Consider the following 15,269-nt stretch of genomic DNA (forward strand, 5'->3'; position numbering starts at 1 on the left):
ACAATGTTCACATTTGTGAATATATTGTGTGCCTTTTTCTATTGTATAAACTAAGGGGGCTTAACGATGAAAAAGTGGGGTAAGACAGCGTTTATGAAAAGTACAGGTGTTTTATTATCAGCAGTTGTACTTTTATCAGGGTGTGGTTCGGCAACATCCACTAGTAATTCTGAAGGAAGTGGAGATAAAAAAACAGTTGAGCTTTTAAATGTTTCTTATGATCCAACTAGGGAGTTATATCAAGATTTTAATAAAGATTTTGCGAAGTATTGGAAAGAGAAGCATGGGCAAACAGTAAATGTAAAACAATCACACGGGGGATCTGGAAGTCAAGCGCGCTCTGTTATTGATGGCTTAGAAGCAGACGTTGTTACACTAGCACTTGCTTATGATATTGATGCGATTAGTAAGAAAAAACAATTAGCAGAAGATTGGCAGAAGCGACTTGCGAATAATTCCACTCCATACACGTCAACAATTGTATTTCTTGTTCGAAAAGGAAACCCGAAAGGAATTAAAGACTGGGATGACTTAACGAAAAAAGGTGTGTCTGTCATTACACCAAACCCAAAAACATCAGGCGGAGCACGTTGGAACTATTTAGCGGCGTGGGGATACGCATTGAAAAAATATAATAATGGTGAAGATAAGGCGAAAGAGTTTGTTAGCCAAATTTATAAAAACGTAGAAGTATTAGATTCAGGAGCGCGCGGAGCAACGACAACATTTGTTGAAAAAGGAATTGGAGACGTATTAATCGCGTGGGAAAATGAAGCGTTATTATCCCAAAAAGAGCTTGGAAAAGATAAATTTGAAATTGTAACCCCTTCTATTAGTATACTTGCAGAACCACCAGTAGCGGTTGTAGATAAAGTCGTTGATAAAAAAGGAACGAAAAAAGTAGCAGAAGGATACCTGGAATATTTGTACTCAGAAAAAGGGCAGGAAATTGCGGCGAAAAACTTTTATCGCCCGCGCAATGAAAAAGTAGCAGAAAAATATGCATCCCAATTTCCGAAAGTTCAATTATTTACAGTAGATGAACTATTTGGTGGCTGGAAAAAAGCACAAGAAAAACACTTTAATGACGGCGGCGTATTCGATAAAATTTATCAAAAATAATGCGTACTGCTAAAGGGGGATGAGGTGAAAGAGGATGAGGAAGAAGCGTGTTTTACCAGGGTTTGGATTATCGCTTGGATTTACAATGTTGTACATGAGCTTATTCGTACTTATACCACTTTCTATCGTATTTATTCAAACTTCACAGTTAGGTTGGAAGAAGTTCGCTGGGGTTATAACGAACGAGCGTGTGTTGCATTCCTATCAAGTTAGTTTTACAACTTCATTTGCAGCTGCTATTGTAAATGCCATTTTCGGTTTATTAATAGCTTGGGTGCTCGTACGCTACAAATTTCCAGGGAAACGACTATTAGATGGACTCATTGATTTACCGTTTGCACTTCCGACAGCTGTAGCTGGTATTACACTTACAACGCTTTATGCAGAAAATGGATGGATTGGGAAAATATTTAGTCTGTTTCATATAAAAGTAGCTTTTACACCACTCGGAATTATCGTTGCGCTTACTTTTATCGGTTTACCATTTGTCGTTCGAATGGTGCAACCAGTGCTGCAAAATATTGATAAAGAAGTAGAGGAGGCAGCTTCGAGTTTAGGTGCATCCCGCTTACAAATATTTGTGAAAATCATTTTACCAGAAATCTTTCCCGCTCTTCTTGCCGGTTTTTCACTCGCATTTGCAAGAGCATTAGGAGAATACGGATCTGTCGTTTTCATCGCAGGTAATATGCCGATGAAAACAGAAATTGCACCACTGATGATTATGACGAAACTAGAACAATATGATTATGCGGGGGCAACAGCTGTAGCGACCGTGATGCTTATTATTTCTCTCCTTTTCCTTCTTCTTATTAATATGATTCAAAGCTGGAGTAGAAGGCATGAACTAAAAAGTGAATAGGAGGAGAGAAAATGGAACCAACATTATTAGAAAAGAAAATAGTAAAAAGCGTATCAGCTAAAAAAGAATCTAAGCTTGTACCAGGCATATTAATTACGATTACAGTTTTATTTTTATCTCTCTTTCTATTACTGCCACTCATAACTATTTTTCTAAAAGCCTTTGAAAGAGGGATGGATGTATACATTGCCGCTATTACAGCTCAAGAAGCATTTTCAGCAATTAGATTAACGCTTCTCGTTGCGTTAATCGTTGTGCCTCTTAATACGATATTTGGGGTAGCGGCCGCGTGGCTTATTACAAAGTTTCAGTTTAAAGGAAAACAAGTATTACTCTCTCTTATTGAACTGCCGTTTGCTGTGTCACCAGTTATCGCAGGATTAGTATTCGTCTTACTTTTCACACCGAGGGGTGCTCTTGGCGAATGGTTACTTGAACATGGAGTGAAACTCATTTTCTCTGTACCAGGCATTATTATCGCAACAATCTTTGTAACCTTCCCGTTCGTTGCACGTGAATTAATTCCGATTATGCAGGCACAAGGGAAAAGTGAAGAAGAGGCAGCCTTATCACTTGGCGCAAGTGGCTGGAAAATGTTTTGGCGCGTTACGCTTCCAAATATAAAATGGGGTCTTTTGTACGGCATGATTCTATGTAATGCCCGTGCTATCGGTGAGTTTGGAGCCGTTTCTGTCGTATCAGGTCACGTGCGCGGTATTACGAACACGATGCCGCTCCATATTGAAATTTTGTACAATGAATATCAATTTTCAGCAGCATTTGCAGTAGCGACGTTAATGTCATTAATTGCAGTGTTTACACTCGTTATAAAAAACTGGATTGAATGGCGAATGGAAAAACGACAATAAGAGGGGGATTACGGTGAGTATTCAAATTCAAGGTGTATCAAAGCAATATGGTACATTTCAAGCACTAACAGACATTCATTTGGATATTCCAAAAGGCGAACTTGTTGCCTTATTAGGCCCGTCAGGTTCTGGGAAAACGACGTTATTACGCATTATTGCAGGATTAGAAGAAGCGGATGGAGGCTCTATTTCATTTGATGGAGAAGATTTAACAGACATTCACGTGAAAAACAGGCAAGTCGGTTTCGTCTTTCAGCACTATGCGCTCTTTAAGCATATGAATGTATTTGAGAATGTCGCTTTCGGTTTAAAAGTAAGAAAGAAAAGCTTAAGACCGTCAGCAGAAGCGATAGAAGAAAAGGTCACAGAATTATTAAAGCTCGTAAAAATGGATGGCTTTGCTAAACGTTATCCAGCGCAATTATCTGGTGGACAACGTCAACGTATTGCACTAGCCCGGGCACTTGCAGTCGAACCGAAAATTTTATTACTCGATGAACCGTTCGGTGCACTCGATGCGAAGGTGAGAAAAGAATTACGAAGATGGCTCCGAAAATTACATGACGAATTTCAAATTACGAGCGTATTCGTAACACATGATCAAGAAGAGGCGTTAGACGTTGCAGACCGCATCGTTGTAATGAATGAAGGCTGCATTGAACAAATGGGAACACCGGAAGAAGTATATGAAAACCCAGCAAGTCCGTTTGTATATGACTTTTTAGGAAATGTAAATTTATTTCACGGCCGCGTTCATAAAGGAAAGCTAAATGTAGGATCGGTCGAACTAGAAGCACCAGAGCATAAGCACGTTTCCAACGTAGACGGAATAGCCTACGTAAGGCCGCATGACTTATCAATCTCTCGTACGAAACAAAGCGTAGATGCAATCCCGGCAAAAGTATCTTATTCTCACGCAGTCGGAAATATCGTATATGTAGAATTAAAACGAGACGAAACAGATGAATATTTAGAAGCAGAAATTACGAAAGAACAGTTCAAACAGCTGAACATTCAAGCGGGTGATTTCGTATACGTACAGCCGAAAGAAGTGAAAGTGTTTATTCCGGAGGATTTTGTAATTTAAGAGTGTTCACTCTTAAATTACAAAATCTATTAATAAGAAAAGGTCTCCTAAAATATCTTTTAGGAGACCTTTTCTTTGTTTATCGTAATAACTTTTTCTCATATGAAATGTAGTAGGAAGTTTGTATATATAATAGCGGAGCGTGTTCAAACAACTATTTGATACGAGTAGTAATGAAGATATTCTTCCTACGTTCTTACATAAAATTTTTAATTTTGGATATTTGTATCATATGTTTCTGCAACAAACACAAAGTCTACATGCTCTTTATCAATAAAAATACTTGTTTTAGATGGAAGACCTGTTATGGTAGAAACAATATCAACCTCAACAAGGTCAAATCCTACACGATAAGCATCTTCAATTTCAATTCCGCCAGTTAGAAAATGCAATCCATCCCCAAATGACTTAAATACAAATACATTTTCTTTCAAACTTTTATTATCCATTTCAATCCATTCTTCGTTAATATAAATCTTAAATGTCGTGCACTTTGGAACACACTCGATGTGATGTATCCCTTTATAACTATTAAGCGAAAACATATAGGTATGAGTTTCTTTAAAGTTAATATCTATCCCGTATTTAAAAGCAAAAGTTTTATATACCATCTCATAAAACAATGGCATTACAATATCATCCCATGCGTCATAGGCAAAAGCATGAATTGGTATTAGATGAGGATATAAACTTACAATCGCTTTTTGAAAATTAAGTAAGATGGTTGTATCTGTAATTTCTTTTAAAGAATCATCTATTTCATGGTCATAATCTTTCGAAATTCTGTTATCAATCATATGACAAACTCCTTACATAGTCTTCTATATACTACGTTTTTCCGCATCATCAGTTTGTGCCTTCTTCAACTAAATTGCAAGTTTAACCGATGATTCCAAAAAAGCCCTTGTCTTATTTTATCAATCGTTAAATGGGTTGGGATACTACAAGCATTAATGAGATAAGAAATCGTTTTTTCTTTTTTATGATAGATGTATTTATTTTTAAACTGTATTTACTTTACTCTTTTTTTATTTAGATTTGGATATGTAACATTATTGTGTTGAAAAATATTTCAGCGAGGTGAGTTTATGAAAGAAAAGAAATGGTATAGGCAATTAGTCGTGATGGTGTAGGAGTATCATCTAAGGTGATTTTAAATGCTGTTAAAACTGGCGAAAAAGTTATACAAAGTGGCGGTAGAACTAAATCTACTAGTAAACAGGCTGTAGTAGTTTTAAATAAAAAAGGTAAAGTAATTACAACTTTTGCTAAAGGTTCAAAATACATAAGGAAAGGAAAAAATAAGGTTGTTTAAATTAAATAAAGAGATGCACATTTTATTGAAACAGACATTAGAATCACAAAATAAACATTTACTATGGTTAAATGTTTATGAAGACTTAAGTATGATAGAAACTGAAAAAATAAATAAATTGAGAGATATTATAGCAGATGAATTAATGGAGAAAGGTTTTGATGAACGAGACAATATAAACGATTTGGGAAGAGCATTAGAAGAGCTAATTGATATCTTAGGAAATTTAATACCTTAGAAGATGTTAAGCTGTATGGCAACGTTTTTAGCAGATGGAAAGTTCCGTTAATTACAGAATGAAAGATTATATAACTTTTAACAATGCGCTTAATACGAGTGTAGCTATGATTAGAGGGTTTTGTATGTGTAAAATAACTTCAAAAATATCAGGATATATTTTGAGGGCGTATGATTATATAGTATATTTATTGATTCGAATCTTTAAAAGGAGGGGAAACAGGGGGAAAATAATAGGAATTATCCTGATTATAGGTGGTATGATTCCATTAATTTATGCAATGATACAAATCTATCGGCAATGGAAAGAAAAAGGGCCTTCTTTTGCTCTTAAATCAATAATTTTTCTAGCCGTAAGCATTTTGCTAGATACTGCAACAACTATTATATTGTGTATATTAGCAGTATTCATTGGTATTTGTTTAATTATCTACACATAATAAGTTCAAGAAGGCTAACTTATCGATTGTTACTAATTGGAGGGATTGAATGAACTTCATTTTACATGGATCTAAACATACAGTTTTGCCTTCCGTTTTTGACTCATTTCAAGGTAGGGAAAAAGAGTTTAATTGGCTTATAACAGACATGGAGATTGTCGCACATCAGGAAGAGAAACTTATCCGAGATTATCCTAAAATGTCGCATCCAATAGTTTGGATAGCAGGTGAAGATCTTTCAAATCTCGTAAAGAAATATAATCCTCAATTTATTTGGGGCGTACTATCTGCGTTTGATAAGTCTATAAACATTGATATTAATAATTTGCTTGTAGAACCCTATGCAAATGGAAATGAAGGGCTCTGGGTACCAAGTCCGAATATTCAGCACCCTCAAGCAAAACTTGAAATTGTTTGTTGGGATTCGTATGTAACGCTTTTTTTTAGTAAAGATGAGGACATCGATGATAAATTTCAAGACTATTTCAAGTCCGCTAAAAAATTGGATTTTTAAATAGGTCGTCCTTCAGTAATAAAATGAATGTATGAATAATAATCTCTTTGATGATTATTGGAATATTAGCTAGTATTTTTGAAAAAGTAACTTATAAAACTTCGGAGTGAATTGTTAACTTTTGATGCGATAGGAAATCGTAAATAAATTTATGAAGGAGAATTTAGAGTTGATAGAGTTTTTTGGATATTTATTAATTTTGGTTTTAAATATGCTAGTAGCATCTATCGTATTTTTACAAGAGTACTGCATAGGTAGTATAAGACTGTCTCATTATAGGAGAATCTTTGCTACGATCATGGCTATACGTTCATTGGTGAGTATATGGATCATTTACTCTATGACAGCTACTCTGTTAGGGACGCTAAATATTTTAGTGATTCAATCAATTATATTACTTTTCCTTTGGGAGCTTATGCAGTGTGTAAAGAAGTACAGAGGAAAGTGGTATATTACAATGATTGCACTTATTATTTATGCTCTTAGCTGTTATTTTCATATTATGTATGCGAAAACTGTATAGATAATGAGAGGGTATTTGTAGACCTAGTTACATGATAGTAAGAATCTTTAATGAAAATTATAATAAAATGATGTCAAAAGGGAGACTAAAAGTGCTTATAGAATTTTTAGAATTCATTTCTATCTTGGCTTTAGTAGTTGTATTAACATTAACTGTTATGTTGCAAGATATATTTTTTATAAATATAAATAAACAATATACTGAAACACGTATTGGGGCGATTATTTTTTGTATTCGGATGTTGTTCGGGACATGGGTAGTATTTGTTACGGAAACTACTATAATTGCTGTCTCAAAAGTGACTGCAATTCAATTAATTATTTTACTTCTTTTTTGGGCATGTTCGAAGTATGTACAAAAAACTCGTGAAAATTGGCTAATTACTATAGTTGCTTTTGTTATTTATGGTGTTGGTACATACTTGTATATTCAGTTTGCTTTTAGAGGCTATTAATATATCACCAGAAAAGTTAGTGGTTAGAAAGATGCATTTGTTAAATGTGTATATGAAGGAAGAGCGAATATAGGCTCTTTTTTCTTTATATATAGGATAGGACATGTATCTAATCCTCGTGGGACAAATCAAAATAGAGAGCGGAAGGAATTATATGAACAAAAAAGAATTAAAATTAAAGCTACTGCAAGGTCTAGGTGAAGCATTAAAAGAAAACGGTTATAAGACTAGAATTACACAACAAGACCTGGTGAAAAAATTTGATAAAGGAAAAATCGGTATACATTTAGCCTTTATCAATCACCTAGAAGATTTTGATGTGACGGTGGATGTGGGAATTCGTTTTGATGAATTAGAAAATATGAAAAATCAATGGGATGAAGGTTTAACAAGTAAAGAGAAAAAGGAAACCTATACGATTGGGGTTGAGTTAGGGAATTTAGTCCATAGGGAGCAAAAAAGATGGTGTGTTGAAAAGGAAACCGATATTTTGCCTGTTACCATAGATATATTAAAAGAGGTTAAACAGTATTTCATTCCATATATTGATAAGTATGTAGATATGGAAAATGTATTTGATTTATGTGTAAGAGATGACGATGAGGCTGGATTAATAGGGACAATATTTGATGGGACTCGAGCACAAAATGCTATTGGATTAGCTTTGTTATTAAATAAAGAAGAGATGTTAGAACAAATCATTGAGAAAAAGAAAGAGTATTTAAAGACGAGGGATAAATTTGAATTGGAGTTATTTGAAAACTTTCTTTTTAATATGGATCTAGGATAAACAAGGTTAGTTATTCATTTTCTTGATTATAGTAAGTTTAATCAGGGGAATAACTTGTATAAACATATAAATCCAAAACCTAAAAGATTTTAAATTGGGTACTCTGGAGGGATGATATGATTTTAAGAGATATTAAATTTGTATTAGAATTTAATCCGAATAAATACATTTCGGAAATTCGAAAGGTTATGAAAGAAAAAAAATTAAATGAAGAACAAGCTACACAGTTTTATTATAAAGAGGAATTTCAAGATAAGGCTGTACAAATTCGCGATGAATCCAGATGTATATCAGGTTTATATATTAGTTGTTTAGGGAAATATCATACATCTGAAACTAAAGAAATAATAATTCATTTAGTGGATGAATTATCTGAGGCTAGTTTGATAAATGTTGATGGCTTTATAGAAATTCAAATTATTTTCAACTTAGAACAATATATTTCTTTGACCAATCACCAAAAGAATCAAATGCTTCTCAATATAATACAGAGAGCTACTAAAAGTGTCGGAGATATCTTTGAGTGGGAATATCAACCATTCCAAGAAGCTTATAATAAAGTAATTGAAAAAAATTATGAAAATAATTATGTATGGAAAAAGAAAGTAAGTCCTGGAAGGAAATATATAGCGGAGGTATTTTGCATGCATGAGATTAATGAATATCTTATTTATATGATTGTAAAAGATTACCGTGATAAGAATGAGTTAAAGAGGGAACTACTGCACAGAGTTAGTCCACATGAGTTTATGTTCGTGCCATATTTAGGAGATTTAAAATGGCTCTCTAATGATAGTGTTGCATTAATTGGGGAGAATCCTCGTAGACAATGGGCTGTAAATGTATAAATAAAAAGAAGGTGTCTATATGATTAAACTGGTTAAGCAAGAAAAGGATAAAATGTTGTTTTGGGAAATATGGAAAGAGGCGGAGAAAACTTTAATTGTACATTGTGGCTGTGTTGGTGATACAGGTGAAATGTATGAAATAGAACTGTATCCATTTCAACGTGTTGAAAAAGAAATGAAAGAGTTAGCGGATGAACAGTTGGCGGATGGCTATAAGGTACTCGATGAGGAAGAGCTAATAGAATTTGTTTTGCAATATGATTACACAGAAAATCAGTTGGAAGAAGTATTGGAAAAACGAAACCAAGTTCAAGAGATAATGGATGAAGCGTTAGGGTGGTCTGGAAATGGCCATTGTGATGGTGGAGATATTGGTAGCGGGACGATTAACATATTTAACTTTGTAATTGACGTTGATAAAGCGTTGAAAACAATTCTAAATGAATTAGAAAATCAGCAGTTGTTAGATGGTGTGAAGATTGCCTATGTAAACGATGAGGAAGATTATGTACAGATTTATCCTAGTGAAGGTGAATTTGATTTACTATAAATCTAGTGAGTAGAGGTGCCGAATGTATGTATCAGGAGTAGGTATTTTTGAAGATAATCTATCTGAAAATATAAAGTTTGATTTCCAAGATTTGATTAGTGAAGGCTATAGCTCAGAAGAAGCTACTGAGATGATGGTGAATACATATATTTCATCTTTACGAAAACATGAAGAAAATATTTTTTGGCTAGCGTTGGCTGCAATTCAATGGGAACTAGGAAGATTGAATCCTCAAGTTAAGGAAAAAGCCATTTGTATTATTGAAAGTAAATCAGATTTAAAACGATGGTGGAGAGAACCGGAATTAAAGAAGAAAAGAGAGCTTGTTTTGGAGAAATTAAAAAAGAATTTAGTTTCACCTTTCCCAAAACCGAAAAAGGTAAAAAGAAGAGTAATTCTAAAAACTGAGCTGGAAATTGGAGATGTAATTACGTATCGGTTATTAAGCGGGCAGTACATTATACTAAAAGTCGTGGGTGTGAATGAGTATGCTGGAAATGCATATCCAGTATTGATGTTATGTGACTGGATTGGACGAAATATTCCTGATAAAGATGAAATTCTCACGATGGGAATGAAAGAAGGATTAAATCAATATTTTCAAAAAGGATTTCAGTACATAGAAGTGTTTCCATTAAAGAAAAAGAGTTATCCAAAAGAACGTATTTGCCTTGTATATAAAAATATAGAGGTACCGTCAAAGGATGCATATCCAATTATGTCTTTAGCGTGGGATGAGTTTGATGATGATATTGAAGAATATTATGAATTAAAATAAAAAGCGATAAAACATGAAATGAAAAATGCACCGAAATTATTGAGTGCATTTTTTATAATCTTTATATATTTTGCTGCATTAATTCCAAAATGTGCATCACAATATAACATGTGAAATTTTAAAATACCAGTTAATACCCGATTGATTTAACTAATAAAATAATGAGTAGGGGATGAAGCCCCCCCACTCATTAAAGTTTTACTTTATTTTTTCTCTACTAATTTTTTATTCTTCCAATCTAGTGTGAACAATTTATTAAATGTTTTTTGATCAACGTCTTTTACGTTGTTTCCAACCCAGTTTGCAGTTCCGAATGTGTAGCCTGGACGAAGTTGGTAGTCGTCGGCGTGTTTTGTATAAGCGACCTGTAAGTTAGATTGATCTGTATTTTTTTCAGAGATAACAACAGCAATCATACCAGGAGAGAAACCGCTATTTGTTAATGCTGGAAGTTGATCCATCGGTATTAAATTACCTTTTGCATCAGATTCATATAGGTATGTGCGAGAGTACATGAAAAGTTGGTTTCCATATAAAGAATGATAGGAGTCACGTGTGTAAATACCCCAGTTTTGATTGTTATATCCGTTAAAGAATACGTTCCACTTTACGTTTTTGTTTGTTTGGTCAATTAAATTTGTTTTATAACTAGTTTGTTTATAGCTTACAGAGTCAGACCAAGTGACTTGACCAGTTGCACCAGCTTCACCGCTAGGTCCATTAGGCGTTACAGAAGCTTTAACAGAGCCACCAAGTTGATAAGATACGCTAGATGTTACAGTCGTTTCTTCTACAGCATTTGTAGGTGCTACGTTAAAGAAACGAGCGCTGTTATCTTGAAGGTTAAATGCAACATCATATTGTGAAGGATAACGTAATGTTGCACTAGCGCCAGGGATTGGGTAGTTATCAATAGGTGCATCACTTATAGTAGGATTTGCTTTTAGAAAACTACCAGTTGTATTAATAACGGCAATCTGTTTATCAGCGCTTGGGTCATCGATAAAAGTTACCTTTAAAGACATTGTCATATTATCAGCTTGATCATTATTAAATGTATTATAGCTCGTATGTGTTTTTGCATTTTGCCCGATATCTGTTACAACTTGTGACGTCGTTTGAGCGTAAGTAGCAGGTGTTGAAAGAGTTACAGCACTACTAGCAAAAACAGCGGATAATGCTAAACATTTTAAGTAGGTTTTAGAACGTTTCATACAATCACTTCCTTTTATCTTTGTCGATATATGTCGTATTACATTTATATCGTAACATGAAAATAAAACGTAATGGATAGTTATGCATAATTGCATAGATGAGTTTTGAAGGATAAAGATAATAGAATTTCATCCAACACTTAAGACTCGAAAATGTCCATTACAGCCGTTCTTAAAAATTTTAAGACAATATGTTTATCAATGTTCTTATTCTGAAGATTGAAGCGCTTAATATTTACGTTATAAGTGCATAACAAGTTATAATAAAAGAAATCAATAAGGAGGCTGGCTGTGAAGAATCTTCGTTATCTCAATATATTTACCATATTAATTATATACACACTACTTATGTTTTACATCGGCTGGAACGGATGGGTTTGGCTTCATGCGGTATTTGGCTGGGAATCTTGGGGATATTATGCTTTCATAGTCGCATTTATTTCATATGCGTACATTCTCGTGCAAGTGTTTAAGTTTTTGCCATTTCTGCGAACGATAGGTTCGATTTGGTTTGCGGTCATACAATATGCGCTTATGTTGTTGCCATTAGCTGATATTATGGTCTTTCTTTTACAGTTTTCAGTAGAGAAAGAAGCGGCAATTATTTGGACAGGGGCGGCTGTGATAGTTGCATTTATCTTTATCTTTGCGTATGGAGTATTTAATGCGTATAGTCCGGTAGTAAGAAAGTACGAGGTGCACATACCGAAAAAGGTAGAGGGGCGTAAAAGTTTACGCATTGCGATGGCTTCTGATATGCATTTCGGTAAACTGTCTGGCGTTTCGCATTTAAAAAGACTTGTTCGTCATGTAAATGAGATGGAACCTGATATTATTTTACTGCCAGGTGATATTATCGATGATCATCCAGGTGTGTTCATTCAAAAGAATATGGGACCAATCATGAAACAAATGAAAGCTCCATTAGGCGTATATGGCGTTTTAGGAAACCATGAATATTACGGCAGAGCAGTTCCAGAGTTTTTACAAGAGATGGATAAGATTGATATTCGTATTCTTTTAGATGAAGTAATTACAATTGAAGATGACTTTTATCTCATTGGAAGAAGAGATAAAACAGAGCGAGATCGCCAAAGCTTTGAACAATTAATGAGTACGGTAGATAAATCGATGCCTGTTATCGCAATGGATCACCAGCCATTTGAATTGAAACAAGCAGCAGCGGCAGGTGTAGATTTATTATTATCCGGTCATACGCACCGCGGACAAATGGCGCCCAATCATATTGTAACGAGAAGAATGTACGAGCTAGACTGGGGATACGCACAAAAAGGTGCGTTCCACGCAATTGTTTCTTCTGGATTTGGATTTTGGGGACCCCCGCTTAGACTTGGTAGTAGGTCGGAGATTGTGCAGGTAGAAGTTACGTTTGAATAGGGGTTATGAAATAGAGAGTTGATGGCTCTCTATTTTTTTTAATAAAAACAAATAAAAATAAATATTTATGTTGGTGCTAATTTCATAAAAGAGACTCGATTAAAATAAAGGGGGATTGTAAGTGATCATATCAGATGTACTATACGGAGAATTTGAAGTGGATCAAGTAGTAGAAGAATTAATTTCAAGTAAGTCTATGCAAAGACTAAAGGGAATTCATCAAAATGGCGCAAGTTACTTAGTGAACGAGAAATGGAATGTAACGCGCTTTGATCATTCAGTTGGTGTTATGTTATTAGTTAAAAAACTAGGTGGTTCAGTAGAAGAACAGATCGCTAGTTTACTGCATGACGTATCGCATACTGCCTTTTCCCACGTGATTGATTACGTTTTTGATAATGAAGATGAAAGTTATCATGAAGAGATATTTAGTTCTGTTGTGAAAAACTCAGAAATTCCAGCGATCCTTGCGAAGCATGGTTATAACTATGAAGATATTTTATTAGATGATTCGAAGTGGACATTACTGGAAAGGTCAGCGCCCGAATTATGTGCAGATCGAGTGGATTATACGTTACGAGATATGTATACATACGGATATATTTCTTTAGAAGAGGTTCATAGATTTTTAGAGGATATTATCGCAGTAGAGGGGAAAATGGTCCTTCAAAGTATCGAAATGGCAGAGTGGTTTACAGAAACGTATTACAAAGAAGTAATCGATTTCTTTATGAAACCAATGAATATTTACGGAAATGATATGTTAGTGAAAACGTTAAAGTTAGCTCTTCATAAAAAGGTTATTCATGCAGATGATTTCCTTCTTGAAGATGAGGAGCTTATTTCGAAATTGCAGCAATGTAATGATTCAGAAGTCCATGCTTTATTAAGAAAAGTTCATCCCAATGTAAAAGTAAAAGAAGATAGAGACGATTACGATTTGTATCAGAAAAATAAAGTCCGTCTTATTGATCCTCCGTTACTTCGTGAAGGTGAAGTTATTCCAGCATCTGTTGTGTCAGAAAACATAAGACAGATGAGTGATATTGCTTATGAAAAAGCGGTGAGAGGGATGTATGTGAAAGTGATTTCGAATTAAAAAAGAAGTAGCGCATCGTTTTTAGAGCGCTACTTCTTTTTTATTAATGATCAAACCAATTCCAAATCTCAATATCTCCAAGAGTCGCATAACGTACGTGCGGGGAGTTTTGTAATTTTAATAACTCTTTCGACGGGCCAGTAATGACAATGCCGTATACTTTTACGCCATTCTCTTTTACATATTCATAACGTTTATCTAAGTTTAGTTCTTTCTCAGAAAGCGCTGCTATTTTGCTTACCGTTTTTTTATGGATAGAAAGGACGCGCATCATTTCGGTTACTTTGTCTTCTTGCGTTTTCTGCCCGTCAGTTTCATTATCGAGGAATCTTACATGTTCTGGAAACCCTATAGCTTCTCCGCCATGTAGGATATAGTCATCTACATTTTTTCTTTCTTGTCCTGTATCTAAAGCGTACCATAAAGGAGTTGGAGGGAGTTCTTGTGCCTCGAATGTGCTATATAAAAGCGGTTCTAATTCTTTTAAAGTGTAAGCTTTATCAAAAGAAATTGCTACTTCTGCAACGGTTCCATCATGTACTTTTGCAAGTGTATCCCATACTTTTTTTGATGAATCCTTTAAATAATCACCCTGCTCTGTTTTTGGATGAACAAAGAAGAGTTTTGGTTGATAGAACGGATTCATCCAAGTTCGCTTCGTAACATCTACAGATGATAAGAAGCTTTTTGTTTCTATTGTACCGAGGGGCATTTCTTTTTTACCGACGGTTCGTACTAAATCAAATTGGCTATTCGTACGGAAAAAAGCTTCTACACTTGTTCCGCCTCCCATAACACGGCTATTTGGGATCGTTGCTTCAAGTGCAAGCGAAGGAACCTCTCTAATTTCTTCTAGCCTTTTATCATTATTAGCTTGAAAATAAAAGGCTGATAATACCCCGCCGATTATATAGATAACGATGCAAATTGATAATATAAAACCAAACGTTTGTAAACGATGTTTCCACTTAATTCTCCAAAAAGGAATTTTAAGATTTTTTGGAGGTAACTTTTTCTTAATTGGTTCTGTTTTTGTTAACAGCTCATCTAAGTAAGCTTCACACTCTTCACATGACTCAATATGACTTTCTAACAGTTCTTGTTCATCATGCGTGAGCGTTCCATTTTCATACTTCTTCCATAGTTTTTTAAATTCTGTACAACCCATC

Annotated in this window: 19 protein-coding genes and 1 pseudogene; 16 read left to right on the forward strand and 4 right to left on the reverse strand. The window is 34.6% G+C overall.

Annotated features, from left to right (window positions below; genetic code table 11):
- Window positions 1-66: 66 nt before the first annotated feature.
- Genes GD442_RS05425 through GD442_RS05440 form a run of 4 tightly spaced genes read left to right on the forward strand, consistent with a single transcriptional unit; the run spans window position 67 to window position 3,940 of the window.
- Window positions 67-1,122 carry a sulfate ABC transporter substrate-binding protein gene (locus GD442_RS05425; protein WP_000758698.1) on the forward strand — a complete coding sequence of 352 codons (1,056 nt, stop codon included), beginning with the start codon at window positions 67-69 and terminating at the stop codon, window positions 1,120-1,122.
- Between the two features lie 34 nt (window positions 1,123-1,156).
- Complete coding sequence (gene cysT / locus GD442_RS05430; RefSeq protein WP_001227879.1) at window positions 1,157-1,984, forward strand: sulfate ABC transporter permease subunit CysT; 828 nt, start codon at window positions 1,157-1,159, stop codon at window positions 1,982-1,984.
- Window positions 1,985-1,995: 11 nt separating this feature from the next.
- Window positions 1,996-2,853, forward strand: coding sequence for a sulfate ABC transporter permease subunit CysW (gene cysW / locus GD442_RS05435; RefSeq protein ID WP_000433822.1), 858 nt, complete (start codon window positions 1,996-1,998; stop codon window positions 2,851-2,853).
- Window positions 2,854-2,866: 13 nt separating this feature from the next.
- A complete protein-coding gene (locus GD442_RS05440) occupies window positions 2,867-3,940 on the forward strand; it encodes a sulfate/molybdate ABC transporter ATP-binding protein (RefSeq protein WP_000027096.1) in 1,074 nt (357 codons plus the stop codon).
- A 209-nt stretch (window positions 3,941-4,149) separates the two neighbouring features.
- Here the strand turns inward: GD442_RS05440 and GD442_RS05445 are convergent, their stop codons facing one another.
- Window positions 4,150-4,737 carry a hypothetical protein gene (locus GD442_RS05445; protein WP_000566764.1) on the reverse strand — a complete coding sequence of 196 codons (588 nt, stop codon included), beginning with the start codon at window positions 4,735-4,737 and terminating at the stop codon, window positions 4,150-4,152.
- 350 nt (window positions 4,738-5,087) lie between these two features.
- On the opposite strand from GD442_RS05445, the gene GD442_RS27640 reads away from it, so the two are divergent.
- From GD442_RS27640 to GD442_RS05485, 10 genes are all read left to right on the forward strand, one after another.
- Window positions 5,088-5,255 (forward strand): hypothetical protein, encoded by a 168-nt coding sequence (locus GD442_RS27640; protein WP_000602521.1) that lies wholly within the window; start codon window positions 5,088-5,090, stop codon window positions 5,253-5,255.
- Window positions 5,248-5,493 carry a hypothetical protein gene (locus tag GD442_RS05450; protein ID WP_000475559.1) on the forward strand — a complete coding sequence of 82 codons (246 nt, stop codon included), beginning with the start codon at window positions 5,248-5,250 and terminating at the stop codon, window positions 5,491-5,493. The genes GD442_RS27640 and GD442_RS05450 overlap by 8 nt, the downstream gene beginning before the upstream one ends.
- A 259-nt stretch (window positions 5,494-5,752) precedes the next feature.
- Entirely contained in the window at window positions 5,753-5,932 is a 180-nt protein-coding gene (locus GD442_RS28350) for a hypothetical protein (RefSeq protein WP_050428243.1), read from the forward strand.
- A 49-nt stretch (window positions 5,933-5,981) separates the two neighbouring features.
- Entirely contained in the window at window positions 5,982-6,446 is a 465-nt protein-coding gene (locus GD442_RS05455; protein ID WP_001009371.1) for a hypothetical protein, read from the forward strand.
- Between the two features lie 169 nt (window positions 6,447-6,615).
- Window positions 6,616-6,969: a hypothetical protein gene (locus GD442_RS27645; RefSeq protein WP_000569000.1), complete on the forward strand. Its 354-nt coding sequence runs from the start codon at window positions 6,616-6,618 to the stop codon at window positions 6,967-6,969.
- 91 nt (window positions 6,970-7,060) lie between these two features.
- Window positions 7,061-7,423: a hypothetical protein gene (locus tag GD442_RS05465; RefSeq protein ID WP_000904358.1), complete on the forward strand. Its 363-nt coding sequence runs from the start codon at window positions 7,061-7,063 to the stop codon at window positions 7,421-7,423.
- Window positions 7,424-7,577: 154 nt separating this feature from the next.
- Window positions 7,578-8,213 carry a hypothetical protein gene (locus GD442_RS05470; protein ID WP_001034372.1) on the forward strand — a complete coding sequence of 212 codons (636 nt, stop codon included), beginning with the start codon at window positions 7,578-7,580 and terminating at the stop codon, window positions 8,211-8,213.
- 116 nt (window positions 8,214-8,329) lie between these two features.
- Window positions 8,330-9,061, forward strand: a complete 732-nt coding sequence (locus GD442_RS05475; protein ID WP_086407898.1) for a hypothetical protein — start codon at window positions 8,330-8,332, stop codon at window positions 9,059-9,061.
- A 19-nt stretch (window positions 9,062-9,080) separates the two neighbouring features.
- On the forward strand, window positions 9,081-9,611 hold the full coding sequence (locus tag GD442_RS05480) for a hypothetical protein (protein ID WP_000594116.1): 531 nt from the start codon (window positions 9,081-9,083) through the stop codon (window positions 9,609-9,611).
- A 22-nt stretch (window positions 9,612-9,633) separates the two neighbouring features.
- On the forward strand, window positions 9,634-10,389 hold the full coding sequence (locus tag GD442_RS05485; RefSeq protein ID WP_000289515.1) for a hypothetical protein: 756 nt from the start codon (window positions 9,634-9,636) through the stop codon (window positions 10,387-10,389).
- Window positions 10,390-10,592: 203 nt separating this feature from the next.
- On the opposite strand, the gene cytK2 is transcribed toward GD442_RS05485, so the two are convergent.
- Entirely contained in the window at window positions 10,593-11,603 is a 1,011-nt protein-coding gene (gene cytK2, locus GD442_RS05490; protein WP_000830633.1) for a beta-channel forming cytolysin CytK2, read from the reverse strand.
- A 143-nt stretch (window positions 11,604-11,746) separates the two neighbouring features.
- Window positions 11,747-11,860 (reverse strand): annotated as a pseudogene (locus GD442_RS28355) (TetR family transcriptional regulator); the annotation flags it as partial.
- A gap of 34 nt (window positions 11,861-11,894) precedes the next feature.
- Between GD442_RS28355 and GD442_RS05500 the strand changes: the two are divergent.
- Entirely contained in the window at window positions 11,895-13,001 is a 1,107-nt protein-coding gene (locus GD442_RS05500; RefSeq protein WP_000793729.1) for a metallophosphoesterase, read from the forward strand.
- 121 nt (window positions 13,002-13,122) lie between these two features.
- Entirely contained in the window at window positions 13,123-14,100 is a 978-nt protein-coding gene (locus GD442_RS05505) for an HD domain-containing protein (protein WP_000587076.1), read from the forward strand.
- A 43-nt stretch (window positions 14,101-14,143) separates the two neighbouring features.
- Here the strand turns inward: GD442_RS05505 and GD442_RS05510 are convergent, their stop codons facing one another.
- Entirely contained in the window at window positions 14,144-15,268 is a 1,125-nt protein-coding gene (locus tag GD442_RS05510; RefSeq protein ID WP_000501943.1) for an anti-sigma factor, read from the reverse strand.
- Window position 15,269 lies beyond the last annotated feature (1 nt).

Origin of the sequence: Bacillus sp. A260, assembly GCF_009861435.1 — a bacterium.
In the GTDB taxonomy this organism is placed as follows: domain Bacteria; phylum Bacillota; class Bacilli; order Bacillales; family Bacillaceae_G; genus Bacillus_A; species Bacillus_A cereus.

What these genes read in the sequence shown, in the direction of transcription:
- GD442_RS28350 (WP_050428243.1), top strand. Translation starts at nt 5,753, where the DNA reads ATGATTCCATTAATTTATGCAATGATACAAATCTATCGGCAATGGAAA.
- cytK2 (WP_000830633.1), bottom strand. Translation starts at nt 11,603, where the DNA reads ATGAAACGTTCTAAAACCTACTTAAAATGTTTAGCATTATCCGCTGTT.
- GD442_RS05480 (WP_000594116.1), top strand. Translation starts at nt 9,081, where the DNA reads ATGATTAAACTGGTTAAGCAAGAAAAGGATAAAATGTTGTTTTGGGAA.
- GD442_RS05470 (WP_001034372.1), top strand. Translation starts at nt 7,578, where the DNA reads ATGAACAAAAAAGAATTAAAATTAAAGCTACTGCAAGGTCTAGGTGAA.
- GD442_RS05475 (WP_086407898.1), top strand. Translation starts at nt 8,330, where the DNA reads ATGATTTTAAGAGATATTAAATTTGTATTAGAATTTAATCCGAATAAA.
- cysT (WP_001227879.1), top strand. Translation starts at nt 1,157, where the DNA reads ATGAGGAAGAAGCGTGTTTTACCAGGGTTTGGATTATCGCTTGGATTT.
- GD442_RS05425 (WP_000758698.1), top strand. Translation starts at nt 67, where the DNA reads ATGAAAAAGTGGGGTAAGACAGCGTTTATGAAAAGTACAGGTGTTTTA.
- GD442_RS05485 (WP_000289515.1), top strand. Translation starts at nt 9,634, where the DNA reads ATGTATGTATCAGGAGTAGGTATTTTTGAAGATAATCTATCTGAAAAT.
- cysW (WP_000433822.1), top strand. Translation starts at nt 1,996, where the DNA reads ATGGAACCAACATTATTAGAAAAGAAAATAGTAAAAAGCGTATCAGCT.
- GD442_RS05510 (WP_000501943.1), bottom strand. Translation starts at nt 15,268, where the DNA reads ATGGGTTGTACAGAATTTAAAAAACTATGGAAGAAGTATGAAAATGGA.
- GD442_RS05455 (WP_001009371.1), top strand. Translation starts at nt 5,982, where the DNA reads ATGAACTTCATTTTACATGGATCTAAACATACAGTTTTGCCTTCCGTT.
- GD442_RS05445 (WP_000566764.1), bottom strand. Translation starts at nt 4,737, where the DNA reads ATGATTGATAACAGAATTTCGAAAGATTATGACCATGAAATAGATGAT.